This is a genomic window from Fuerstiella marisgermanici (assembly GCF_001983935.1).
GTDB lineage: Bacteria > Planctomycetota > Planctomycetia > Planctomycetales > Planctomycetaceae > Fuerstiella > Fuerstiella marisgermanici.
The window spans coordinates 6,950,794-6,976,449 of record NZ_CP017641.1 but is presented as its reverse complement, the minus strand read 5'-3'; the positions used below and the strand labels follow the sequence as shown (position 1 = coordinate 6,976,449).

The 25,656-nt window shown below is 55.6% G+C and carries 19 protein-coding genes; 16 read left to right on the top strand and 3 right to left on the bottom strand.

Annotation, left to right across the window (positions count from 1 at the left end; all coding sequences use genetic code 11):
• The first annotated feature begins 119 nt into the window (after window positions 1-119).
• A complete protein-coding gene (locus tag Fuma_RS26245; protein ID WP_077026734.1) occupies window positions 120-818 on the top strand; it encodes a PEP-CTERM sorting domain-containing protein in 699 nt (232 codons plus the stop codon).
• 170 nt (window positions 819-988) lie between these two features.
• Here the strand turns inward: Fuma_RS26245 and Fuma_RS26240 are convergent, their stop codons facing one another.
• The gene (locus Fuma_RS26240) at window positions 989-2,386 is read right to left on the bottom strand and encodes a PhoX family protein (RefSeq protein ID WP_077026733.1); all 1,398 of its coding nucleotides are present in this window, start codon (window positions 2,384-2,386) and stop codon (window positions 989-991) included.
• Window positions 2,387-2,695: 309 nt separating this feature from the next.
• On the opposite strand from Fuma_RS26240, the gene Fuma_RS26235 reads away from it, so the two are divergent.
• The 10 genes from Fuma_RS26235 to Fuma_RS26190 all read left to right on the top strand — a co-directional run bounded on the left by Fuma_RS26235 (window position 2,696) and on the right by Fuma_RS26190 (window position 12,713).
• Entirely contained in the window at window positions 2,696-3,394 is a 699-nt protein-coding gene (locus Fuma_RS26235) for a leucine-rich repeat domain-containing protein (protein WP_145944387.1), read from the top strand.
• A 45-nt stretch (window positions 3,395-3,439) separates the two neighbouring features.
• Window positions 3,440-4,612 carry an ISAs1 family transposase gene (locus Fuma_RS26230; RefSeq protein WP_077022421.1) on the top strand — a complete coding sequence of 391 codons (1,173 nt, stop codon included), beginning with the start codon at window positions 3,440-3,442 and terminating at the stop codon, window positions 4,610-4,612.
• A gap of 46 nt (window positions 4,613-4,658) precedes the next feature.
• On the top strand, window positions 4,659-4,952 hold the full coding sequence (locus Fuma_RS26225; RefSeq protein WP_145944386.1) for a hypothetical protein: 294 nt from the start codon (window positions 4,659-4,661) through the stop codon (window positions 4,950-4,952).
• Between the two features lie 91 nt (window positions 4,953-5,043).
• The gene (locus tag Fuma_RS26220; protein ID WP_077026730.1) at window positions 5,044-6,105 is read left to right on the top strand and encodes a DUF1559 domain-containing protein; all 1,062 of its coding nucleotides are present in this window, start codon (window positions 5,044-5,046) and stop codon (window positions 6,103-6,105) included.
• Between the two features lie 151 nt (window positions 6,106-6,256).
• Window positions 6,257-6,697, top strand: coding sequence for a hypothetical protein (locus tag Fuma_RS26215; protein ID WP_077026729.1), 441 nt, complete (start codon window positions 6,257-6,259; stop codon window positions 6,695-6,697).
• A gap of 41 nt (window positions 6,698-6,738) precedes the next feature.
• On the top strand, window positions 6,739-8,280 hold the full coding sequence (locus Fuma_RS26210) for an HTTM domain-containing protein (RefSeq protein ID WP_077026728.1): 1,542 nt from the start codon (window positions 6,739-6,741) through the stop codon (window positions 8,278-8,280).
• Window position 8,281: 1 nt separating this feature from the next.
• Window positions 8,282-9,853 carry an HTTM domain-containing protein gene (locus tag Fuma_RS26205; protein WP_077026727.1) on the top strand — a complete coding sequence of 524 codons (1,572 nt, stop codon included), beginning with the start codon at window positions 8,282-8,284 and terminating at the stop codon, window positions 9,851-9,853.
• A 63-nt stretch (window positions 9,854-9,916) separates the two neighbouring features.
• Window positions 9,917-11,332 (top strand): purple acid phosphatase family protein, encoded by a 1,416-nt coding sequence (locus tag Fuma_RS26200; protein ID WP_218922305.1) that lies wholly within the window; start codon window positions 9,917-9,919, stop codon window positions 11,330-11,332.
• A 40-nt stretch (window positions 11,333-11,372) separates the two neighbouring features.
• Window positions 11,373-12,272, top strand: a complete 900-nt coding sequence (locus Fuma_RS26195; RefSeq protein ID WP_077026726.1) for a DUF4339 domain-containing protein — start codon at window positions 11,373-11,375, stop codon at window positions 12,270-12,272.
• A 60-nt stretch (window positions 12,273-12,332) separates the two neighbouring features.
• Complete coding sequence (locus tag Fuma_RS26190; protein WP_077026725.1) at window positions 12,333-12,713, top strand: hypothetical protein; 381 nt, start codon at window positions 12,333-12,335, stop codon at window positions 12,711-12,713.
• Window positions 12,714-12,887: 174 nt separating this feature from the next.
• Here Fuma_RS26190 and Fuma_RS26185 read toward each other — a convergent pair whose 3' ends face one another.
• Window positions 12,888-14,186 carry a Gfo/Idh/MocA family protein gene (locus tag Fuma_RS26185; RefSeq protein WP_099091830.1) on the bottom strand — a complete coding sequence of 433 codons (1,299 nt, stop codon included), beginning with the start codon at window positions 14,184-14,186 and terminating at the stop codon, window positions 12,888-12,890.
• Window positions 14,187-14,540: 354 nt separating this feature from the next.
• Here Fuma_RS26185 and Fuma_RS26180 point away from each other — a divergent pair, with 354 nt between their 5' ends.
• From Fuma_RS26180 to Fuma_RS26160, 4 genes are all read left to right on the top strand, one after another.
• The gene (locus Fuma_RS26180; protein WP_077026723.1) at window positions 14,541-15,578 is read left to right on the top strand and encodes an N-acetyltransferase DgcN family protein; all 1,038 of its coding nucleotides are present in this window, start codon (window positions 14,541-14,543) and stop codon (window positions 15,576-15,578) included.
• Window positions 15,575-16,630, top strand: a complete 1,056-nt coding sequence (locus Fuma_RS26175; RefSeq protein WP_077026722.1) for a dipeptide epimerase — start codon at window positions 15,575-15,577, stop codon at window positions 16,628-16,630. Before Fuma_RS26180 ends, Fuma_RS26175 begins: the two co-directional genes overlap by 4 nt.
• A 90-nt stretch (window positions 16,631-16,720) precedes the next feature.
• Window positions 16,721-20,119 carry a serine hydrolase gene (locus Fuma_RS26170; RefSeq protein WP_158521141.1) on the top strand — a complete coding sequence of 1,133 codons (3,399 nt, stop codon included), beginning with the start codon at window positions 16,721-16,723 and terminating at the stop codon, window positions 20,117-20,119.
• A gap of 364 nt (window positions 20,120-20,483) precedes the next feature.
• Window positions 20,484-22,205: an alpha/beta hydrolase gene (locus tag Fuma_RS26160; RefSeq protein ID WP_077026720.1), complete on the top strand. Its 1,722-nt coding sequence runs from the start codon at window positions 20,484-20,486 to the stop codon at window positions 22,203-22,205.
• Window positions 22,206-22,274: 69 nt separating this feature from the next.
• Here Fuma_RS26160 and Fuma_RS26155 read toward each other — a convergent pair whose 3' ends face one another.
• Window positions 22,275-23,024, bottom strand: coding sequence for a phytanoyl-CoA dioxygenase family protein (locus Fuma_RS26155; RefSeq protein ID WP_077026719.1), 750 nt, complete (start codon window positions 23,022-23,024; stop codon window positions 22,275-22,277).
• 290 nt (window positions 23,025-23,314) lie between these two features.
• Between Fuma_RS26155 and Fuma_RS26150 the strand changes: the two genes are divergently transcribed.
• Complete coding sequence (locus Fuma_RS26150) at window positions 23,315-25,534, top strand: PSD1 and planctomycete cytochrome C domain-containing protein (protein WP_077026718.1); 2,220 nt, start codon at window positions 23,315-23,317, stop codon at window positions 25,532-25,534.
• Window positions 25,535-25,656: the final 122 nt, after the last annotated feature.

Sequence of the window (25,656 nt, the reverse complement as noted above, 5' to 3'; positions counted from 1 at the left end):
CAATTCTGCTCCTTGTGCCCAACTAAGCTCGTGATAATGTATTCGAAAACCGGCAAGCTGGGTAAGGTTTTTTGCCATGCGAGCCAACATCAGCTCCCCTTTGACGGAAGTCAGCACCGATGCGTTGCTCGCTATTGATTGCACTCTTGCTCACGCCTGGCGTTGCCAGGAATTCATACGCGGATGTCGTGTTCAGCCAGGACTTCGGAGGTACCCTGGGCGCTATGGAAACGATTAGCGGGTTCGGTACCGGCCAGTTTCAGCTGTCAGGGGGCACTTTGAATCAAGGGGCTGGGTTCGGAAACAACATGTACACCTACTACGAAGTTAGCGACATAGATTTGACCGGATTTAGTTCGGCGTCGCTTACATTCGCATTCACCGCTCAGAATCTGGACGGGATTGATGTAGGTTTTAATGCACTAGCCAGTTTGACCCCGTTGGACCCATTTAACAACAACTCTAAGCCAACGCCTGGCGTTGCGGTGAATTTGTTGGAACCCGATGGACCATCGGCGATGCAATACATTGATGGCCCACCGCAGCCTCGCCTCGAGATCGGAATTCGAAATTACGGTGGCAACGCGGCGACGTCTAGTCTAGCAAGCTTTGACCTTACTCAATTTGCAGGTAACTCCGGTCTGAATATTCGCCTGCAATTCGGCACCAACAACAGCTTTACCCCCGGTACTGGCATGGTGATCGACAACCTGTCGATAGAAGGCACAGCAGTACCCGAACCCTCAAGTTACGCCGCACTTAGCTTGATCGCCATCGCGTTTTTCGGCTGTCGTCGAAGGTTCCAGGCCAGAAATTGATTGCTGGCCTGATTGCACTGTTTTCCGATCACGACACTTTCGGTCGCAACAGACTTTCAGCTTTCGAGGGGGATTGCCGAAGGACGTGATTCCGATTCGTTAGCATACTTTGATGAACAAAATGGTCCCCGTCTTCACAACGCCTGTTGTGGCTGGAATTCGCCTTCTAATCAAAGCCCGCGATCTTCCCACGGGCCGGTGATGGCAAACGTCATTCCGGGGTTTTGAAGATTTGCGAACAGCCACTTGCCGTCCGGGCTGAACGTCGCCCCGGCCCATTCGCTGCCTCGAAAGTCGCCCCTAAACCCGTTGCGTTCGCTTTTCAAAACGACATTGTTGTCAGCGAAACGAAACAGCTGGCCGTCTGGCGTGAGGCCGTGCAATCTCTGAGGTATTAAGTCGCCGTCTTCGCAAAGCACTATCCCTCCGCGCGGGCTGACGGCGATATTGTCGGGGCTTTCCAGCACCTGTTTGTCGGGCGATTCAAACACCAGAGACAGCTTTGCCGCCTTCGGATCGTAGCTCCAGATCTGCCCGGCACCAACGTCGCCGCCGCTGGTGGAAACGAAGTAAACCACGCCGTTGCCGAACCAGCAGCCTTCCAATCGGGCAAAGCGAGTTCCGCCTTTCGCACGGCCCTGCAGGAACACGCCGAGTTCATCTTTCGTGTTAGGACTGTGACCACGGTGAGGTTCGTCAATTTTCACCCACTCGCAGTCGTACTCCCGGCCTGCTTCCACATCCCGGCCTAAGTCTGAGAAGCCTGGCACTTTCAGCATTTCCAGAATCCCCCCCGCTGCCAAATCTCCTGGACGATTCGGGATGAACCGGTAGAAGCCCGCCGTCCCACGATCTTCCGTTTCATAGACAATACCAGTGTTTGGGTCGACCGCGACGGCTTCGTGAACAAAGCAACCCATGTCTTTCAGTGGAACAGCGGTCGCATTGCCTGTTTCCGGAACCTCAAAAATCCATCCATGCTCTTCTTCATAATTATAGACCCGGCCATCGTCTTCAGTTTGTGGCCCGGCAACGGCTTCTTCGCAGGTCAGCCATGTCCCCCACGGTGTCGCACCACCGGCACAGTTCTTGACCGTCCCGCTCAGGCTCGGCGTGGCAGATTCCCACGTCCCTTTGTCGGGGTCAAATCTCAGGTTCGTGCAGCCGCCCCCGGCTGATTGATCAAACACAATTTCTGATTTCGCAAAGGGCTTGCCGTCTGACTTCAGTTCGTGGTTGCGGCACAACGTCAGAATGCCGTCGTCGTCTGCGGCGATGACGGCCATGCCGTCGTGAGCCCCCGGAGTAGCCTGCCCGTCTGATAGCGCGTCACCCGTCCAGCCGTAGGACTTGTATGTAAAGCCTTCTGGCAACTTTAGAAGTTCGAGCCCGGTCGCCTGATCCGCCACAGGTCGCAGAGTTCCATAGCCAACCTGGGTTCGCTTTTGCTCGCCGCGTGCAGTGCGAGATAGCAGCGACGAAAACGCGCCCGCAATGGCGGACGATCCGACGGCGAGGCTGCCGTTTTGAAGAAAGTCACGGCGTGATATGTCTGATTGCTGGGGCATGGTGTGTTCCTTAGTTTGTGAAGTATGAAAACGGCGAAGCGTCGGTCGCACAATAGCTGACGATCGCTGGGTTGAAACACCAGCCACCGCAACTCCATCAACTCTTAACACAGTTCAGTCGAGCTCAGGCTTGCAACGCGCAATGTGAAGAACGTGTAAGCGAACGATGAGGGTGCGATTAACTGTGTGAAGATCAGGCGAGTTCCGCCAATGCGTTCTTGATCGACTCAGAGAAGTTCATTTAATCCCCGCATCTCGCACCCGCGCTGCGTGCGAATCGAATCCAGCCGATTGAAGGAACACATTGTTGTGAGCGCCAATACAAGACCCGTCATCTATGGACTGCTGACAATACTTGCGGGCACCGTCGCATGGAACCTCGACCTGTTCCCTGCGTTCGGTGGCTCAGCGATACGTATCGCCAGCATCATGGGCGATACGTTTAAGGCACAGCACGAAGCGAACAATAATGGTGAAGTCATTCGTTTCAGCGTTCATTCCGCTGCCTTTGGGGATGACGAATGCAAACAGCTATTGGCGTTAACGGGCCTTCGAAGTCTCGATCTTTCAGGCACCACCATCACCGACAAGGGGCTCGAAACGCTGGCGAAGCTCCCCCACCTTGAAGCTCTGCGACTGGATGACATGCGTCTTACCAGCACAGGCTTGAAAGCACTGTCGCAATGCGAGTCGCTTCGTGAACTGACTCTGGCTGGAAGTGAATTCGGCGAAGTCACGGTCGATGGAATCGGTGGCATCCAAATGGTGGAGACGCTTGACCTGTCTGACTGCGGGGTAACGGACGCATCGGCGGTTGGCCTTGCAAATCTAAATCGACTTCAGCGGCTGTACCTCGGCCGTACACAGATCACGGGGAAAGGCTTACAGCAATTGGCCGCGATGCCGGATTTGACGCTCTTGAATCTTGCCAGTCTGGACCTGGGAGAAGGCAGGGCCAGCGCGCACTTTGGGCAATTTAGGCTGGCGCGACAAGTGAGTATTGGTTAATCTTTTCGTGTCGTAACATCGGACTTCACGAGGAGAGGACAAGAGATGTCGACAGTTGAACTGGCGGTCACCCAGGAGCTGACAGGAAACATTGTTCATTACTTTGATCAATTGAAAGACCCGCGTTCCAACATCAATCGTCTGCATCTGCTTGGTGATGTGATTGTGATCGCCATTTGCGGAGTGCTGGCCAACGCCGACGGCCCCAGTGCGATTGCGGAATGGGCGCGACTGAATGCCGATGGCCTGCAGAAACACCTGGCACTTCCGCATGGCATTCCGAAAAAAGATACGTACCGGCGCGTCCTTTCTCTCCTGAAGCCGAACGACTTTCAAGCGTGCTTCGTGCAATGGATTGAATCGCTGGAAGGACTTTCCGACGAACAGAAAGAAGGCTACAGAAAACAGATTGCGATTGATGGCAAAGCACTCCGTCGATCACATGACAAAAAGAATGGGCTGGGTGCGTTGTTCATCGTGAGTGCGTGGGCTTCTGATCAGGGGATTTCTCTGGGACAGGTGGCGACGGAAGAGAAGTCGAACGAGATCACCGCGATCCCGAAATTACTGAACGAAATCAATATCGATGAGGCGATCATTACGATTGACGCAGCGGGTTGTCAAAAAAACATTGCGCAGCAGATCGTGTCTGGCAATGCAGACTATGTGTTAGCCCTGAAAGGCAACCAACCGAAACTCTATGAGGTCGTGCAGAAGTTTTTTCTCGATCACCTGGAGGATGACTTCGCTCGCTGTCCCGTCAGTCGCTATGAAGAAACAGAGAAGGGACACGGTCGGCAGGAACAGAGAATCTACTATCAGGCGACCGTGCCTGTCGATTTTGACGTGGGCCACAAATGGGCCGGACTCAAGACCATCGGAACGGCGATCCGAATGTACGAGCAGGACGGCATTCATCATTCTGACGTTCGCTACTACATCAGCAGTCTGCGTCGCAAAGGCGAGCTGTTCGCAACAACGGTTCGTGGTCACTGGGCCATAGAAAACACGCTGCACTGGAGTCTCGACATGACCTACCGCGAGGATGAGAGTCGAGTCCGAAACCGAATCTTCGCGAACAATTTGTCATGGCTCAGACGACTCACACTCAGCCTCATCAAGAAACATCCTGGCAAACAAAGCAACGTCATGAAAAGAAGAATGGCCGGATGGAACATTGACTATTTGATGCAAATCCTTACCGGCAAAACAACTTAGTATGCGCTGGCCCTGGGGAGAAGGTGGTTTGAATTGTGTACAAGCAATGCCTGCTCTGGAAATGCTCTATTTGGACAACAGCCAAATTTCGGATGAATCGTTTTCCGAGTTCGCCGCCAACTGCTCGTCTTCGAATCCCAAACTTTCGGCCGTGTTCCTTGAGAACTGTGCAATCACCGACGCATCGAAGGCCGCCTTGCTGCAACTGGTGCAGCACCCATCCATGTCCAAGCTGCGTTTAACGGGAACCAAAATTTCGCGAGCCGTCTTTGAAGAACTGTTCGCAGCGGCTCCCGAACTGTCGTTTTCGTACGGCATTGGCGGCGGAGCGGAAGAATGAAATCAAAATTCGGTGGCGAGCCGAATTCTTACACGAATACAGGTCACGTCGACCAATCAAGTTCAACTTATCAATCGGAAGGAAATTCCACATGAGACACAGACCAAACAAATGGAAGTCGTCGGAACGCGGCTTCACCATTATTGAATTGCTGGTTGTGATTGCGATCATTGCGATCCTGATTTCATTGCTGCTGCCAGCCGTGCAACAGGCACGTGAGGCGGCCCGAAGAACGCAATGCAAGAACAACCTGAAGCAGCTGGGAATTGCACTACACAACTACCACGACATTCACGGAATGTTCCCCACAGGACTATCGGGTTCACCAGATGACAATTTCGGCTGCGACGATGATGGCTATGCGTGGGGCGTCATGATTCTGCCTCAACTTGAACAGACCAACCTGTATCAGACTCTGCCTATCACTGCCAATTGGGTTGGCCCACACACCGGCACCACTGAAACCGGCATGGGCTTTATCGGTGGATCGGCCAACTATTGTGCAATTCGAGGCCACTATGCGGCGAATGGCACAATTATTCCTGGCTCAGAAACGGTGATCAAAGCGTTTCGCTGTCCGTCGTCCGCGCTGCCCGACCGTATTCCGCCGGTGTATTCACAGGGAAAAGCCGAACACAACTACGCATCCAGCAATCCTCATGCGGTCGGAATGGCCGTGAGCGATTACAAGTACTGCGGTGGGTTTGGGGACCGCGGGTTTGGTGCCAAGCCTCGCGATCTGTTCTATTCCGGACGAGCGTTCAACACAAGAATTCGCGACATTACGGACGGAACCAGCAATACGATCGCGGTTGGTGAATCAGCATATCCGGGGATCAGTGGAAACGAACTGCCAACCTGGATGGGCGGCGTCAACAGCGATGAGAACGTATTGTTTAAAACACAGTGGCCATCAACCATCAACGCTGGAACCACCCCCAACGACTTTTCGGCGGCAATCGACGATGACTGCCCGTTTAGCTGGCACACAGGCGGAGCTCAGTTTTTGTTTGCCGACGGCTCTGTGACCTTCCTGAGTGAAAACCTGGATACTGGTTACAAGACCGAGCCCACAACATGGGTTGCCGATGGAATCTTCGAAGCTCTGGGCACTATCGACGACGGCCTTCCCATCAGCGGCGATGCATTCTGAATCGTTTCCTGCTGAACCTCGTAAAAACTCCAGTCGGGCCGAACTTTCGTTCGTCCCGGCTTTTCCTCGTTACGCGGGACGCCTGTACTTCCTGCAGATGTCCGCAACTAAGAACCCCTAACACATTCGAAAATCAAAAGGTGATTAACCAATGCTGGCGAAGCTTAAACGCGTCCTCGGTGGCGCAGTTCTACTGGGAGTCATTGGCTGTGGCAGCGAGAACACCGCTCCTGTTTCAGGAATGGTTAGCCTTGACGGGCAGCCTGTTTACCCGGCTCGTGTCATGTTCACGCCCATGGCTGACAAAGGCGAAACGGAGGCGGGTGTTGCGGCATCTGCACTGACCGAAGCTGATGGCACGTATGTCATTCCCGCTGCAGCCATCGGGAAAAACGCCGTTGGTGTGATGATGTTGCCAGCCGACCGTGACAGCGAAGAGGCGGAAGACGAGGAGAGGCCGCCCGCCGTCGGCAAACCGGACAAGTCAAGCTACGACGTCGCAAGCGGCGAAAACACGATCGATATCAAACTGGCTTCGCTACCACCCGCTGGGAAGCCAGGACGACGCGCTCATGATGATGACGACGACTGACACTGCCGCGAAAGCGACTTCTACACAAACGTAAACCTGTAATGGCTTCCAAAACGCTGACCACAATGCAGCGAGCTAAAACCTTCGAACGGCACCTCAATCGACCGGTGGACGGCTTGTTTCTTGCCGTCTTCCGGATCGTGTTGGGAGTCACATTCTGCGTTCAGTTCGGCAAGTACCTGTCGGAAGAATGGGTGGAGTACTTCTATGTCCAACCGAACTTCTTCTTCAAATACTACGGGTTCGACTGGGTGAAGCCGCTTCCGGGTCACTGGATGCGGACTCACTTTCAAATGATGTGGATCGTCTCTGCACTGGTAGCAGCAGGCCTGTTCTACCGCATTAGCAGTTTGCTGCTGGCTCTTGGTTACACATACATCTTCCTGCTGGATAAGGCTCAGTATCAAAACCACTATTACCTGTTAGTGCTGACTTCGTGGTTGATGGTATTTCTCCCCGCGAACAGGTTGTGGTCGCTGGATTGCGTGTTGTTTCGGCGTAAGTCGAGAACCATACCGCTATGGACTCTGTGGCTGCTGCGATTTCAGGTTGGGTTGCCCTACTTCTTTGGCGGGGTTGCCAAACTTAATTCGGACTGGATGCACGGCCAACCAATGCGAATGAAGCTCGCCAGTTCGACGTGGTATCCGATCATTGGTCCCGCATTTACTCAGGAATGGTGTGTTCAGATTTTCGTTTGGGGCGGATTGCTGCTTGACCTGTTGATTGTTCCGTTGCTGCTATTCAAGCGAAGCAGAACGCTGGCCTATTGCGCAGTTCTGGGCTTTCACCTGATGAACGCGACGCTGTTTCAGATCGGCGTCTTTCCGTGGTTCATGATCTTCGCGACAACGATCTACTTTGCCCCCGATGGAATGCGGCTCGGCATGTCTCCCGGAACAACTTGTCAACCAACGAAGATGGCCAACGTTGGCGGACCAGGCACTCAACCTTCTGGCATTGTTCGAAATCGCCTGTTGCTGGCGACAATGGGGCTGTACGTTGTATGTCAAATTGCATTGCCATGGCGACACCTACTTTATGAAGGCAACGTCAGCTGGACCGAAGAAGGTCACTACTATTCGTGGCACATGAAGTTGCGCGACAAAAAGACCGTGTGTATGTTCCGCTGGCGTAATCCCGAAACCGATGAAGCCGGCACAATCAATGTACTGGACTACATTAGCCGTCAGCAGGCGAGATTCTCGAGCTGTGATCCCCGCATGATGGTGCAGTTGGCACATTTCCTAAGAGACGAGCTGAACAGCCAAGGTGCCGGGGATTGCGAAATTTTCGCTCTGAATCTGGCATCTTTGAACGGGCGCAAACCGCAGCCCATCGTCAATCCGACGCTAAATCTGGCGGGTGTTCCTCTAAATTTCACATTACCTCGTACTGTGTACACAAAGCTGTCTGAACCACTACGGCCATTCGATACGTGGAAGCGCCCGCCGAACGAATGGCCGGTTTGTGTTGAGTTCCCAAACCGGGAATTCTGGTTTGGAACATCAACGCCGCAGGACAAGCAAAGCACGGGGGCCAGCCAACCGATGAGCAGACTGAGTGCGAGCATTCGACACTGAAATGGCCGATACGATCCAACAAACTGAAACGACTGGGAGTCTCGTGACTCAGTGGGCGCTTGCGCCGACCGACGGAGCTTCGCTGGCCGTGTTTCGCGTGGTGCTGGGACTTACCGTAGCCGCGTATGCTGTGAAGGCACTACTGCTGGGTGAAGTGCGTGGCATCTATGTCGATGCTCCTCACCACTTTTCCTACTACGGTTTTTCGTGGGTTAAACCGTGGCCCTCCGGCGGCATGTATCTGCATTTCTTCGCTCTGGCGATGTCCGGCGTGCTGGTTGCCGCTGGCATCCTGTATCGTGTCAGTTCAGTATTGATGGCCGTGCTGTTCACGTTCGTTTTTCTCTGCGACCGCACAGCCTACCTAAACCACATGTACCTAATCTGCCTGTTGAGCTGGATGATAGTCGTTGTTCCAGCACACGCCGTGTGGTCGATGGATCGCTTTGGCCACACAGACAAATCGCCGTCAACGGTCCCGACGTGGAGTGTGTGGCTGGTTCGGTTTCATGTGGCCCTGCCCTATTTCTTTGGCGGTCTCGCTAAGCTAAATTCCGACTGGCTACACGGCCAACCGATGAGAATGACGCTGTCTCAACAGGAATGGTTCGGGGCCGTCGGACAGCACGGGAACCCCGAATGGATCGTCCAGATATTCTCATTCGGCGGTATCTTCTTCGATCTTGCCATCGTCCCAGCTCTGCTACTTGCACGAGTGCGAGCAATCGCATTCGTCGTCGCTATGGCGTTCCATTTCACCAACGCGTTCGTCTTCCCTATCGGCGTCTTTCCGTGGCTGATGATCGCTGCCACGAGCGTCTTTTTCGCTTCTGATTGGCCGCGCAGAGCGGCTGCAAGAGTGGGTTTGAGGGCTGCCGGAATTATCAACACAGCACCAACTGAGACGTGTCTCGAAGCGGATACTGCAACACCATCGTTTCGGCAAAATCCAGGCCTGAGTCTGTTGGCGGCGTATGTCGTGTTTCAATGCATCGTACCACTGCGACATCTGGCATTGCCGGGGAACGTGAGCTGGACGGAACGGGGACACTTTTTCGCGTGGCACATGATGCTGCGTGGCAAGCGGTGCGGATTGAGAATTTACGCGACCGATCGCGAAACCGGCATGACTACCCCGGTTGATCTCAGACATTTTGTTACCGCGTATCAGCTACCTAAAGTGGGACGAGATCCGGAACACATTCGGCAGCTCGCGCACAAAATCGCCACGACTCTTGACCCAGCCAATCCCAAACGGTTTGAAATCAGAGCCCTTGCACTGGTGTCGCTAAATGGGCGGATGGCGGAACTTCTGGTAGATCCGTCCGTCAATCTTGCTGCGATGCCTGCGACATGGACGCATCCCAAATGGATTCTGAAATCACAGCAGCTTCTTCCCAAACAGCACTGGAACGTGCCACTGCTGGAATGGGAAACCGCGTTGGGGCTCAACGTTGAGGAATTGTTAAACGTGCAAACGTTACCCAAAGACAAGGCGGCGAAAGTTAGCGTGCCCCCAGGGCAAAAGCACGTGCGCATACAGAAGCCGCAGGGGCCTTCCATTGAAGGTTAAACGAATTGCCCAAGCACAAGTTCGAGCCCTAAATAGCAAATCGAAATGAAAGATAGGTGTGAGATGTTGCAGAAGAAAACAATGAAGGCGATCCGCAACTTAGGAGCCGCATGTGCTATCGTTGGAGTCCTTCAACCGATCACCGTATCGGCGCACGATGATGATCATTCACACGCACCGACCGTTCCGGCAGCCGACCTGGCAAAGGTGTATGCTCCTTCGCTACTGCCCGACCGAGTGATTCTGACGTGGACGGGTGATCCAGCGACGACTCAGGCCGTCACGTGGCGGACCAGCACGGAGGTACGAAAAGCATTTGCAGAAATTGCAGTGGCAGAAGCCGGGCCCGGTTTCGTGACCAAGGCGAAACCGGTCAATGCAACGTCGCAGGCGTTGTTGACCGACCTGAACACGGCTCATTTCCACACGGTGGAATTCACCGAGCTGACGCCTTCGACGAAATACGTCTACCGAGTCGGCGACGGTGTCAACTTCAGTGAATGGTTTCACTTCACGACCGCCAGTGCTGAAGCGGAGCCGTTTTCTTTTGTCTACTTCGGGGATGCTCAAAACAATCTGCGTTCGATGTGGTCGCGAGTCATCCGAGAGGCCTACGGCGATGCTCCTGATACCTCCTTTCTGTTGCATGCCGGTGACCTTGTCAACCGCGCCGAGGCAGATGCGGAATGGGGCGAATGGTGCGGCGCGGGGCATTGGGTGAATGCCATGATTCCCAGCGTGCCGGTTCCCGGAAACCACGAGCAGGCCAAACACGAAGATGGTCCGCGAACCTTGTCGCACCACTGGAGACCTCAGTTCGCTTTGCCACTTAATGGGCCTCGCGGACTGGAAGAAAGCTGTTATACGCTGGTGTATCAGGGAACACGAATTGTCGGCATGAACAGCAACCATCAACAGGAAGATCAGGCGGTCTGGCTGGACAAAGTTCTGACAGACAACAAATGCAAGTGGGTGATTGTCACCTTCCACCACCCTATGTATTCCACTGGCAAAGACCGCGACAATTCCGAACTGCGTGCGTTGTGGAAACCTGTACTCGACAAGCATCGAGTCGACCTGGTGCTGCAGGGGCACGATCACACGTACGGACGCACCGGCCTGGAAACACCGCTGGAAGTTCCCGCCGAAACCATCGCAAATGTGGCCACCGGCCTGAATAAACGAGACCAGAAAACCGGCACCGTTTACGTCGTCTCCGTCAGTGGTCCCAAGATGTACAGCATGCAGCGCCACTCGTTTATGAGACGACAGGCTGAGGATACTCAACTGTATCAGATCATCACGATCGACGGCGACAAACTTACATTCGAAGCTCGCACTGCGGTTGGAAAACTGTACGACGCTTTCACCCTGGCGAAGCGGCCAGGACAGATCAATTTGCTGACCGAAGGCACACCGGAGGTTCCCGAAAACCGCCGCGTCCCCGATCCGGAAAACGCAGCAGACGGCGAATCGTAGCGGCTGATTCTTTCACCCAGAAACATACAGGACGGTTACCATGAACGAAGACCTATGCATTGACGACTTTGCGATCGAAGACGAACTGAAGATCGATGACTTCTTGATTGAAAATGATTTGGGCGGCCAGGCAATGCCCCGAGTGGACGGCCCAGTCTACGCCGACACCTACTTCATACGAATAGAAGGAACCGTCAGCGGCCCGCACGCCCTAAACGAAATGGGTTCACTGGCCGATTCCGGCCGCCTAACGAAGCGTCACCAGGTTCGAAAAGGTGACACCGGTCGCTGGCTGACAATCATTGATTTCCCTGAGATCATGGAAATCATGAAGGCGTCATCGTCCGCCGTTCAACAGGTGTTGGCAAGAAGCGAAAGCCACCAACGAACGGCTGGCCAAAACGGAGCGACAACGTCTCAAGCCAGAGCGACGCGGACCAACGCGTCGCCTAAAGATGAGCCAGGAACTCAGCCATCCACGTCAAATGACACCGCAGGCAGCCGTCCATCTTCACGCCCGCGCAGCAACATCGCTTCCGCCAAACCGAAGCAACGGGGTCGCAAATCTGCCGGTCGTAACTCAGGCAGTCACAAGGCATCGAAGGAACTCCGGAGGCTGCGTGCGGAAAACGCTCGCCTAAGAAAACAGCAGGCGGAAGATCCGGACCTGCAAAGTATCTTCGATGAAGTCGCTCAAAAATCTGCGTCCGCGACCTCAGCACGTCAAACCACACCGGCGACTACAGTTGCAGGCGCTGTGACCGCAAACATGGTCACGGCACAGGTCCCAGACCGTGTCACGAATGCTTCTGCAGCTAGTCCATTACAAGGTGAGCCGCCTCAACCTCAGCCACATTATCAAATGACGCCGCAGGCCGCCACTCCGCGACAGCCGCCTGTATCCCCAGCGTTTGCGGCTCGACCGCCAATCCCTAAGTAAAAGAAGCCTCGCTACTCAGCTGGCTTTCTTCGTTCGCTAGCGTTCGACAAAAGCAAGCTGATGGCTGGTGGCGGAATACTGGTCGTCGCCATGTTGCTGTTCTTTTCGCCGCAGGTGCTGGGCATCCTTTCGTTCGGGTCGTTCATACCGGACCAGACAACCGTTGAAGCAACGCTGAAGGACTACTTTGCCAGATATGAAGCGTTGGAAGGTGACAGCATCGATCCGGATGCCTGGAAAGAATTCGGCGATGAAGTCCGTGGCACGGCAGGCGGCTGGATCAAATCCTATCGAGCGGCTGCTGGGCGCCGCAGTGAGCGTGACATCGCACTGCAACAGGCCGCCACCACAATGGTCCAGATCACGAATTGCAACGTTGGCAATGCTGAACAACGACTAAAACTGGCGGCGGCGTTTAGCCAACAAATACAGTCCCGCTGAAGCCATCGCAAAGCTCCCGGCACTCCCGATCGACCGTCGCCCCAGCGACAGTTGCGCCAGCGACAGTTGCGCCAGCGAGAGTTGCGCCAGCGAGAGTCGCGAAGTCAAGCCACCACGGCGCAGCAAGAGCTGCGCTATTCGAATCGGCACCTCATTGCGTGCGAACAAACGCCATCACACGGCCCACTCCCTCTTGCCGCGTGCTCGCATCAGGTTCGCCTCGGGATCGTCGACGAATTCTTCTTTGGCCGGTTCAATGGTCAGCTTCCGTCTCAGCACCCAGGCAATCGCGGCTGCGTGGCATGCGACGTGAGAATTCCGCATCACGTCTGCGTTAGCAGCGGTGGTTCCTCGGCTACGAATGCAATCGAAAAAGTCTCGCGCGTGAGCCGACACGTCCAGACCTCGGACTCGCTTCGTCGCGTCCGGCAGTTGCTTCTGCAGTTCCGGTGATGACGCCACAATCTCGCCTTCGTCCCCGGTTTCAACCCACCCTTTTGCGCCGATAAACCGCACGGGACACGTGCCAAGGCGAGTGATGTAATGAGGGTCTCGATTTCCGAACGGATCCGGCAGGAAATCGATGATCAGCTTAACGCCATTGGCGTACATGCAGACAATTTTGTCAGCCATCGGTTCATACGTGATCGGCATGGTGCCGTCTGCTTTGTTGGCCCATTGGCATAAGTCCACGGTGTGAGCTCCCCAGTCCAGCAGGCGAGCTCCGGAGTCGAAGTCCCACTGGCCTCGCCAACGACCGTCGACGTATTTCTGGTTGAACGGTCGCCATGCGGCCGGACCGAGCCACATATTCCAATCCACTTTTTCGGCGGCCGGTGTTGATTCGGCGGGAAGCCACGTGTTGTCCAGCGTGGGCTCATAGATCGATGCGTGCAGCGTGTGGACTTTGCCAAGTCCGCCTTCATGAGCGAACTTGACCGCCTGTTGGAAATTCGGCACGCTGCGGCGCTGAGTCCCCGCTTGAAAGACTCGCTTTTCCCGATGCATCGTGTCGGCCAGTTTCTGGCAGTCGGCAATTGTGATCCCGCAGGGTTTTTCGCTGTACACATCCTTGCCAGCTTCGGCCGCCAGGATCGAAGCCGCCGCATGCCAGCGGTCGCCGGTCGCGACCAGGACGGCGTCAATATCATCGCGGTCCAGCAATTCTCGAAAGTCCTGATGTAGTTCGCAGTCTTTGTTGCCGTACTGTTCGTCCACCAGCTTCTTGCCCTGCTCTCGCCGACTGGCCTGGACGTCGGCAATGGCAATGCACCGAACGTCGTCGAACTTCAGCATGGCCGCCAAATCGTACCGGCAGCGAGGCCCAATGCCGATGACTCCCAGATTGATGCGACCGTTGGCCGACTTGCTGGTTTGCGCGGCGTTTACGGTCAGCGGCAGCGCGGCGGCAAACGACGTGGCAGCAGCGGTGCTGGCGAGGAATTCACGACGACTGGACGATGGCATGGGCATAGAAGTGACCTCCTAAGGTAAACGAAGTGGGAGCGATCTGTGTAGATGATGCCAAAACACGGCGACAGTTGCACGTAACTGCATAATTGCGGCCCGATGGGAAACCGCCAGGCAGGACGCCGGCGTGAAAATGGAGTAATATCACGGCCACGAGCTTCGCGAGCACTAGAGCAATTTACGTTTCGTTGTGGAGGGTTCTGGCTCGTGGGAACCGGCCCACGTAGGACAACAACCGATTTCCGCGGCCACAAATCAGCGTAAAACGCTGTAAAGGTAGCCATTGGCAAGTTCCTGATTTCTGGCGGCCCTCACAACACAAATATTTCCATCACCACTTCACTCCGCTATCCACGCATGCACAACAAGATCGTCATCCTCACCGACGGATACTCAACCCCCTTTCTCGCCAAAACCGCAATCAGCCTGTTGCGATATCGCACCGACGACATCGCCGCCGTTATCGATGGCGCCGCTGCTGGCTCGACGGCTCAACAAGTCCTGTCTGCCGGCGGAGACGTTCCCGTGGTTGCCAGCCTTGCGGACGTCGCTGACGCGGACGCTTTGTATGTGGGCATCGCTCCACCGGGCGGCAAACTTCCGGACGAATGGCGGCCCATGATTCTGGAAGCTCTTCAAAGAAAGCTAGACGTCGTTTCCGGATTGCACGATTTTCTGACCGACGATGAAGAATATCGATCGGCCGCCGAACAAAGTGGCGCGAAGCTGGTCGATGTCCGTCGCAATAAACATAAATCGACGGCGACCGGACACAGATTCCGCAAGGGCTGCATACGCATTCACCCGGTCGGACATGATTGCAGCATCGGCAAGATGGTGACGTCGCTGGAAGTGCAACGAGGCCTGTCGGCGGCCGGGCACGACGCGAAGTTTCTGGCCACGGGCCAAACGGGCATCATGATCTCCGGCGAGGGAGTTCCCATCGATTGCGTTGTCGCTGACTTCGTGAACGGTGCTGCCGAACAGTTACTCATTCAAAACGAACAGCACGACTTTCTACTGATAGAAGGCCAGGGCAGTATTTCTCACCCCGCCTTTTCGGCGGTCACGGCAGGCCTGCTGCACGGGTGTGCTCCTGATGGATTGATCTTCTGCTACGAAGCCGGGCGTACACAGGTCAAGGGCCTGGACGACTTCGACATTCCTTCCATGAAAGACCAGATGGCCGCGTGCCATGCGATGGCGAATTTACGGCATCCGTGCCGGTTCATCGGTATCGCAATCAACACGCGCAACCTCACCGCCGAAGAAGCCGACGCGGAACTCGCGCGAGCCGAAGCCGAATTCGGCCTGCCCGCCTGCGATGTGTATCGCACAGGTGCTGACAAACTGGTTGAAGCGTGTGTGGCCTTGCGTAAGGAGTTGGGCCAATGAAAATGACACTCCACCGCCTGCACCTGCCTCTGGCTCATGAATTCACGATCGCGCGCGGATCGATCAGCATTCAGCCCAGCCTGATTGTCGAACTGGAACACGACGGCATTCACGGCTTTGGCGAAGTCACGGAAAACGCCTTCTACGGCCACACCTTCGCATCAATGACAGCGTCGCTAAAGAGTGTGGAATCATCGCTTGACGAATACATCGATCGCTCACCCATTGACCTGTGGCCAACGATGAAGGCAAGGATGAATGACGACATGTTCGCCCTGTCCGCGCTGGACATGGCGGCTCATGACTGGCGGGGCAAACGCCTGGAGATTCCAACATGGCAGGACTGGGGTCTGAGCTGGAATGACGCCCCGGATTCCAGCTACACAATCGGCATCGACACCATCGACAATATGGTCGCAAAACTCGACGAGCAGCCAGGCTGGAGCATTTATAAAATCAAGCTGGGCACGGCAAATGATCTTGAAATCATGACGGAGCTGCGCCGTCATACAGAAGCGATCTTTCGAGTCGACGCGAACTGCGGGTGGACGGCTGAGCAGACAATTACGAACTCGAAAACGCTGGCGGACCTGGGCGTTGAGTTCATCGAGCAGCCGTTGCCGAACACCGCCGACGTGGCCGACAAAAGGAAAGTCTTCGAAAATTCGGCACTGCCCGTCGTTGCTGATGAGGACTGTCAGGTCACAGCCGACGTGGCAAAATGTGACGGTCTGTTCCACGGCGTGAACGTCAAAATCTGCAAATGCGGTGGCCTGACACCAGCGCTAAGCATGCTGAAGGATGCTCGCCGTCGAGGCTTAAAAACCATGGTCGGCTGCATGGTGGAAAGTTCGACCGGCATCAGCGGCGCCGCTCAGTTACTACCGCTGCTGGACTATGCCGACCTGGACGGAGCCGTCCTGCTGAAAGACGAACCGTCGACCGGTGTTTCCGTTGTGCAGGGGCAAGTGAAGGCCGCGGCGGAATTCGGGACAGGTGCGGGCCTGCAGCGTGAACGTCTGGCTGATTTTCTTGTGGCGACAGCAGATTAAACGCGTGTTTTACAATTCTTTTCGGTTGCTTGTTTCGCAGTTTTCCGTTCTGCTGGAGTCGACTTATCAACGCTACACCGGAACACCATTATGAATTGCGGCAACATTCTGCGCCTGCTTCTGTTCGTCTGCCCGGCAACCTCCATCGTACATGCCGGCGACCTGCCTCGCCCCGTCATCGAGCAGATTGAAGATCGCGTTTCGGAAGCGATCAGCAATCGTGGCATCCCCGGACTGTCTCTTGCCATCGGGCACGACAATCAGGTCTGCTATTCCAAAGGATTTGGTCTGGCAGACGTGGAGCACGACGTACGTGCGTCGACTGACACGCGATACCGAACGGCATCGATTGCGAAATCCATGACGGCCGTCGTGGTCCTGTCGCTGGCTGCGGATGGAAAAATTGATCTGGATGCCGAAGTCCAAACTTACTGCCCCGAGTTTCCTGAAAAGAAATGGCCAGTCAACGTCCAACAATTGCTGGGGCACCTCGCCGGCGTGCGGCATTACATGAATGCACGCGAGACCAAATCGACACAACACTTCTACAATCTGAAGTCCGCGCTGAGGACATTCCGTGACGATCCGCTAAAGCACCAGCCTGGTTCGAAGTATCAGTACACAACCTTCGGCTACAACCTGCTGGGGTCGGTTGCAGAAGGCGCGGCGGACGCTGATTTTGTAGACCTGCTTCAGCAACGCGTTTTCGCGCCCGCAGGGATGGAGCAAACTGTGGTCGACGATCAGGCCGTCATCGTGCCGCATCGTGCACGAGGCTACATTCGCCATTCGGCTGATGCGTTGAAGAAGCTGCCGCGAGGACACAATCTTGTGGCTGGCGAGCTGTATAACGCCGCACTGCATGACACCAGCATGAAAATCCCGGGCGGCGGGCTGCTGTCCACCCCGTCCGATCTGGTGCGATTTGCAAATGCCGTCAACACCGGCAAGCTCCTGCCCGAAGACCGCGTCAACCAGATGTGGACAAGCCAGAAGACATCTGACAACAACGAAACCGGCTACGGACTCGGCTGGCGAATCGGGCAGCGATCCGGCCGTAAAGTGGTCTGGCACACCGGCGGACAGGCGGGCACATCGACCGTATTGCTGCTGGTCCCGGAAACCGGCACGTCGGTGGCACTGATGTGCAACCTGCAAAACACGCGACTGCTGGAACTGGCATCGACCATTGTTGACGTCATTCAGCCGCCCAAAGAAGTTGATTACTCAGACGCGATCGAAAAGCTAAAACAAGCGGTGAAGATTGAAGTCGAACAGAAGCAACTGCCCGCTTTTTCGATATCTCTGGTCGACAATGATCGCATGGTCTGGGCCGACGGCTCCGGGTTTCAGGATGCGAAGCAGTCCAGGCCGGCCACTAGTGACACTGTGTATCGAGTAGGGTCGGTTTCCAAGCTGTTCACCGATATCGCAGTGATGCAGCTTGTGGAAAACGACAAGCTGGATCTGGATGCGCCCATTCAGAAATACCTGCCGGATTTCGCTCCGAAGAATCCGTTCAACATTCCGATTACACTGCGACAGCTGATGTCGCACCGATCCGGGCTGGTGCGAGAATCACCGGTCGGACACTACTTCGGCCCCGACGAACCAACGCTGGCCGCCACTGTTGCCAGCCTGAACGACACAACATTGGTCTACAAGCCGGAAACGAAGACCAAGTACTCAAACGCTGCCATTGCCGTTGTCGGAGCTGTCCTGGAAGCTCAATTTGAGACGTCGCATCCGGAGTGGGTTCACCAAAAGATTCTGGCACCTTTGGGGATGGATGGCAGCAGCTTCGTCGTCTCGCCAGGTGTCCGTAAAAATCTGGCCACCGGATGGATGCGAACTTACGACGGTCGACGATTTGAGGCTCCGGGCTTTCTGCTGGGAACCGGACCTGCCGGCAACATGTATTCCAGTGTCACAGACCTATCGAAATTCCTGATGTGTCTGTTTGACAAGGGAGCGACCAGCGGAGGTCGGATCATGTCGGCGGAGACATTCCGACTCATGACGACGCCGATCAATGATGCGAATGGGAAGCCGCAGGGATTCGGTATTGGCTTTCATATTGATGAACTTGATGGCCATACAAAGATTGGCCACGGTGGAGCGGTCTATGGTTTTTCCAGTCAACTGGAAGCGTTGCCGGAACGCAAGCTGGGAGTCGCCGCAGTTTCGTCGCTTGACGGAAGCAATGGCGTTGTGGGACGTCTGGCCGATTATGCGTTGAGACTAATGCTGGCCACGCAGGACGGGAAGTCGCTGCCAACGTACCGGACGACTGGGCCGGTTCCGCTGGAACGAGCGAAAGAGCTTGTCGGCACCTACAAGGAAGTCGACGGTGATCGATTCACTCGCATCGGTGAGCTGGACGGTGAGGTCTTCATGCAGCGAGGCACCTATCGTTACAACCTTCGAGCCGCTGCCGATGACGGAACGATCCTGGCCGATGATAGCGTTGGGTTTGGCACTGAAGTGCGGCTTCAGGATGCCAATCATTTGCTGGTTGGCGACACGGCCTTTCAGCGTTTGCCGGATAGTCCGCCCGCCGAAGTCCCTGCGAAGTGGCGTGGCCTGGTTGGAGAATACGGTTGGGACCACAACACGCTTTACATACTGGAAGACCATGGCCAGCTGTACGCGTTGATTGAATGGTTCTATTACTACCCACTGAAGGAAGTCAGTGAAAACGAATTTCTCTTCCCGGATTACGGCCTGTATCACGGCGAAGGTTTGAAGTTCACTCGAGACACCGACGGAAACGCTGTCGAAGTTGTCGCTGCCGAAGTGAAGTTTGTCCGTCGTGAAGTCGGCACCAAGGACGGCGAAACGTTCAAGATCGAACCCGTCAAACCCATCGACGACCTTCGAGCCGCTGCATTGGCCGCATCTCCTCCACCGGAACCTGGCAACTATCAAGATGCAAACCTGGTGGACCTGACAACGCTGGATCCTACGATCAAGTTGGACATTCGATATGCGTCAACCAACAACTTCACGGGAGCCGTCTTCTACAAGCAGCCACGAGCCTTCATGCAGCGGCCAGCAGCAGAAGCGGTTGTGCGAGCCAACAAGCGATTGAAGCAACGCGGCCTTGGGTTGCTGATTCACGATGCGTATCGTCCATGGCATGTCACGAAAATGTTCTGGGACGCAACGCCGGATGAGCTCAAAGACTTCGTTGCGAATCCGGCGAATGGTTCTCGACACAATCGAGGCTGCGCGGTTGACCTGACGCTCTATGACCTGGACACCGGCAAGCCGATTCAGATGGTGGCGGGCTACGACGAATTCTCTCCACGTTCGTTTCCACTCTACCCCGGCGGTACGGCGAGCCAACGTTGGTATCGTGAATTGTTGCGTCGCACGATGGAGGCAGAAGACTTCACGGTCTACGAATTCGAATGGTGGCATTTCGACTACAAAGACTGGAAGAAGTACCGCATCGGCAACGTGACGTTCGAGGAAATTGCAGACTGACGAAACGCGACCATGCCGTCCTTGCATGGACGTTTAGGTGCCCGCTCACCTCACGCTGCAAACGTGCCACGCCCGCCAGAACTGGCCGGCCATGAAGAATGGTTGGACGGAAAAGGGTATCTATTCTTCATTTGGCAGGTTGAACCGAGTGGTTGGTGACGTAAAAATCATCCACTGGCTCTCGAGTTCGCGTCGTGGTACCGCGACAATCGGAATTCGCGGGCGCGATGGACGAAACCTGGTGGCGTTGCTCACCGCTTGAGTCCTCCTGTCCGTCAGCGACTTCGGTTGCAAAATCGACGGTCTGCCGGGCCGAGTGACCAGCGAAGTTTGGGAATGGCCAAAGGACTGACAGGGACATTTAATGCCACACCGTCTGCCAATCACGCTCAGCCTCGCAGCATGCATTCTGCTGCATTGCACCGCCAGTACTCGCGGCGAAACGCCAAAGTTCACGGCCACAGGCGACCCCATCAGCAACGTATGCCTGCGTCCCATGAAAGGCGACTATGCTCAGCCGGAGCAAGCCGACTTAAGTGCTCATCGAGTGACCTTCACCAACGCTGCCGGACACAAACTGCGTGGCTGGCATATTCCGGTGGAAGGTTCAACACAGTCGATTCTGTTCTGCATGGGGAACACCGGCAATATTTCGCTGATGCTGCCGTATGCGAAAATCCTGCAGCAGGCCGGATACGATGTAATGCTGTTCGACTATCAGGGCTATGGCGAAAGCGAAGGCGTCGCCGGAGTGTCTTCGCTGCTCACAGATTCCCTGGCTGCGTTCGACTTTTTGAAGGAACACACCGGGCGAACGGCAAACGATATCGGAGTATTCGGTGTTTCTTTGGGATCGATTCTGGCAATAACAGTCGCCGCCGAAAAACAAGCGGGGGCGGTGGCCGTGGAAGACGCTTTCATCCCCAACGAAATGCTGGACCGATTTTCACGTCGAATTACCGGTGACAACGTTCTCACCCAAATGACGTTGCAGGGAATGAAAACGCTGTTACTGGGGCGAGTCGACCCGCTGCGCAACGTCGCCAAATTGAAGTGTCCAGTCTTCTTTCTGCACGGCGAACGAGACCGCCTGCTGCCTCCATCCGGAACATGGCGCATCGCGGCGGAAGCAACAACGCCAAAACGGGTGTGGCTGATTCCTAAGACAGGGCACGCGCCGGAATCACTGGAGACGAATGATCAGGAGTACGCTCAGCAACTGGCGACGTTTTTCCAGGACGCGTTCGCCGGAACAGTTAACGAACCGCAGATTCACCTGAAGCCAATTGCCCCCTCGGACGGCGACAGTGGGCACGCTGCACAAGTTACCGTCACGGCAAACGGCCAACGCGATAAGCGGCCAATGATGTTGGCGGTGGTTGATGAACGCGGGCGTCGCTACTTCCAAAATTTCTGGCTCTCAGGTGCTGCAACAATCAATGTAGAAACCCGCTTCGCCCCGTTGACTGCCTTCGCAATCCGCTATCACTACGTCACTGCGACAGGCGATTCATGGGAACCGGAACTTTCGCCGTATTCGCAAGCACTGGCCAGGTACCACCAACATGCCTCCGGCGTGCTGAACGGCAGCCTCGCAGCCGACTATCTCACGCGATCAAATGGTTTGGGATTCAGTAACTTCCGTCGCCTGATTCCCAGGTTCCCCAGCGTTGATGCCGCCGCCATCATGCGGGAGCTCGAAGCCCTGGACATGGCGCCTGATCGCATCAAGGCAAGGTACGCACGCCTGTTGGCTCGGCTGCACTGCTGGCCCGAACACCGCATGGGTGATTCGCCGCCGGAAGATCCGGCCGCCTTCGGCGAAGCCATGCTGAAGTGCCTGCCCACTGATCCCGATACTTACTACGAACTGCAAAACGGCGGCATGCAGTTGTCGTTTCGAGATACCATCGTCGGCGATTCACTATTCCGCCTGGCCAAGCTGCGTTTGAAAGACGGTAAGCCCGAAGAGGCCCGAGAACTGCTGCGGCAGCATGTCGCCGTCCTGCCGGAAGGATTCCCGACAAACCTGACCGAAGAACGGATTCAGTCGGTTAGTAAACTGAGTGATCTGACTGACGAGTAGCTCCCACGCGAGTTCGCCTGCAACAGACGTTTTCAGGCATGCAGTCAGGACAGATCATTCATCACGGAATCAAACCTCAAGTCCCTGTTCACGGTGCTGAGACCGGGCGGCCTGCAGATAGCGGTCATAAGCTTCCTCGTCACGTTCGCAGGAAACTCCCTTAAACACCATTGCAAACGAACGCCGGTGCCGCGCTGCTGACATGTTCGCGTCCGCTCGATGCACAGTCATCCCGTGATGCACCAGCAGGTCGCCGGGTTCCAGTGGGACTGCGACTTCCCTCACGAAATCATCGGCCGAGAAATTCGTGATTCCCTGTGAAAAACCCAACACCTGACTGCGGGCGTGAGGACGAAAACCATCGCGATGTGAGCCCGCGAGATATCGAAGGCAACCGTTTTCGGCATCGACCTTATCCAGTGCCAGCCACATCGTCAGCACGTTCGCCGGAGCCAAACTGAAATAGAAGTTGTCCTGATGAGGTGGAGTGACATGTCGAGTTCCCGGCGGCTTGTTGAACCACTGAGGTTCTTCCGCATAAACGCTTTCGCCCACAAGCGCCGACGCAAGCGCATTCCATTCAGGCTGTAAGGTGTAATCCGCAAAGTAAGGATCGCCACCCATCCGCTGCATTTGCTTTAAGGTTTCGGGGCGACTGCGATCCTCGAAAAACGCCTCGCCATCGCCCAATGTCGGAACGACCTCACGGACATAGCGATCCAGGTTGTCCTGCAGCTCGGCCAGAGCAGCCCCTGCCAGGAACTGTTTTACAACGACAAAACCATCGCGATCGTATTGCTGTTTCTCTGTGTCAAACATGCGAGACCCTCATATTAGCGGACTGTCATTCTTTGGTGGCTGGCTTTCAACTTCGAAGTAGTACAGAAAGCTGGCTCAAGTGGCAAGCAACTGGCGCCTGTTGCGAGATCATCAAAGCGTGGGTACAGTGTCTGTCTGATCTGGGCCACGCATATCCGCCGAACGCGACGCAACGTTCGCTATGCCACTCGCGACTCATCTCACGCGCGTGACAGCCACTGTATGAGGCTCAGCATGACGACGATTGCTGCGCAACAAACCAGTACGAATGAAAAAGTGATACTGACGACATGACACGCATTCTCACCTATGTCACTTTCGTTCTGGCAGCTTCCACGTGTTATGCGGCTGACTTCGAACACGATGTTGCCCCCCTGCTGATCCGCCGCTGTTTGGAATGTCATCAGGGCAGCGAACCGTCAGGCGGTTTATCACTGAAATCCCGGACCGGTCTGCTGAAAGGCGGCGAATCCGGAATGGCAATTAGCGTCGATGGCGCCGAAGAAAGCTACCTGCTGCAACGAGTGCACGCCGGTGAAATGCCACCACCGGTCAAGGGCGTTTCGCAGCATCTGCCGGCCAACGAAGTTCAAATTCTGGCCGAATGGATCGCCGACGGAGCCCCCTGGCCGAAGGGACGTTCGCTGGATTTATACGAAGTCACAACCGACGTCCGAGGCGGCCGAGACTGGTGGGCCTTTCAACCGGTCACGCGTCCCAACGTGCCTCAGCGGCGCGACCAAACCGACACCTTAAACGCCATCGACGCCTTTATCGAAGCTGGCCTTATGCGCAGCGGCCTCAAGCCGGCCCCCATCGCCGATGCTCGAACTTTGATTCGGCGGATGTACTTCGACGTCATCGGACTGCCGCCGACCTTTGACGAATTAGAACAATGGAAGACTCGTTTTGCCGACAATTCGGACTCACTAACCGTCAACGAATTGGCGGATGATCTGCTGAGCAATCCTCAGTTCGGTGAACGCTGGGCTCGCTACTGGCTGGACCTGGTCAGGTACGCAGAAACGAGCGGCTACGAACGCGATCAGCCAAAGCCCTTTGCCTGGAAGTATCGAGACTGGGTGGTGAACGCCATCAACAGCGATATGCCATACAATGAATTTGTACGGCATCAACTGGCCGGTGACGAAATTCCAACGCGCGACGAACAGTCGGTCATTGCTACTGGTTTTCTGCGACTGGGAACATGGAACGACGAACCCAATGACGATGCCGACTATCGCTACGAACGCCTGGAAGACATGGTTCACGCGACGTCGTCCGCGTTTCTCGGACTAACGGTCAAGTGTGCTCGATGCCACGACCATAAGTTTGATCCAATTCCTCAGGACGACTACTACCGCCTGGCTTCCGCGTTCTGGCCCGGTCCGATTGTGGCTCGAACCCGGAAATTTCTTGGTGGTCCGTCTGCGGAGGAACTGGGAATAGACAACGTACTTGGCTGGACAGACCTCACGCCCAGCCCTCCGCCGCTGCAGGTTCTAAAAAATGGCGAATCCGACAAGCCGATGCACGCGGTCGAACCGGGAACTTTAACCTTCGCACCGGACCTGTACGCAGCGTTCGAACCCGCTACGTCCGAAGACAAGACATCCGGGCGACGACGGCAACTCGCCAATTGGATCGCCAGTCCGAAGAATCCTCTGACAGCGCGAGTCTTCGTCAATCGACTTTGGCAGCACCATTTTGGCGAAGGATTGGTGAGGTCCCCCAACAACTTTGGATACAAAGGAGCCCTGCCCACTCATCCGGAACTGCTGGACTGGCTGGCCAGCGAACTTGTTGACAACAACTGGTCGGCAAAGCACATCCATCGATTGATTCTGACATCGCGGACTTGGCAACAGTCGTCGCTGCACCCGAACGCTCATCAGGCGAACACACTGGATTCCGGCAACAAACTTTGGTGGCGAGCCAACCGACGCCGGCTGAACGCAGAAGCGCTGCGTGATGCAATGTTGGCAGCTTCGGGAGAACTCGACAAACGAATCGGAGGCGAGGGATTCAAGCCTTCGATCAGCGCGGAAGCCCTGGAAGGGTTCTCTCGCAAAGATGCTGCATACAAAGCCTCTCCGCCGGACGAACAACGTCGTCGCAGTCTGTACAGCTTCGTTTCGCGCAGTCTAATGCCGCCGATGATGACAACCTTCGATCTCTGCGACACGACGCTCCCGTGTGCTCAGCGAGATGTCACGACTGTGCCAACTCAGGCCCTGGCGATGCTGAACAATGACTTTGTCTACGCGCGGAGTGAAGCTCTGGGACGCCGCGTCGAAACAACTTCAACAAAGACAGACGGACAGGTCGTGGCGGCATGGAAGTTCATCCTGAGCCGCGAACCAACGGCCAACGAACAGGAACTGGCCCAACGTCACCTGGAATCTCAGAGTCGAAATTTTGAATCCGCCGGTGTCGATACGAAACACCACGCACTGGCGTCACTTTGCCATGTGCTGCTGAACAGTAATGAATTTTTGCATATCGATTAGCCAAAACGCCGCCAGGCCGCTCCACTTTCCGGTGAGCTACGTTGTCCACATCGGGCGACAGGAACGGCTCATCCCGCATATAGCGATCGACGTGCATCAGATACCGCCACACTAAAAAAGAG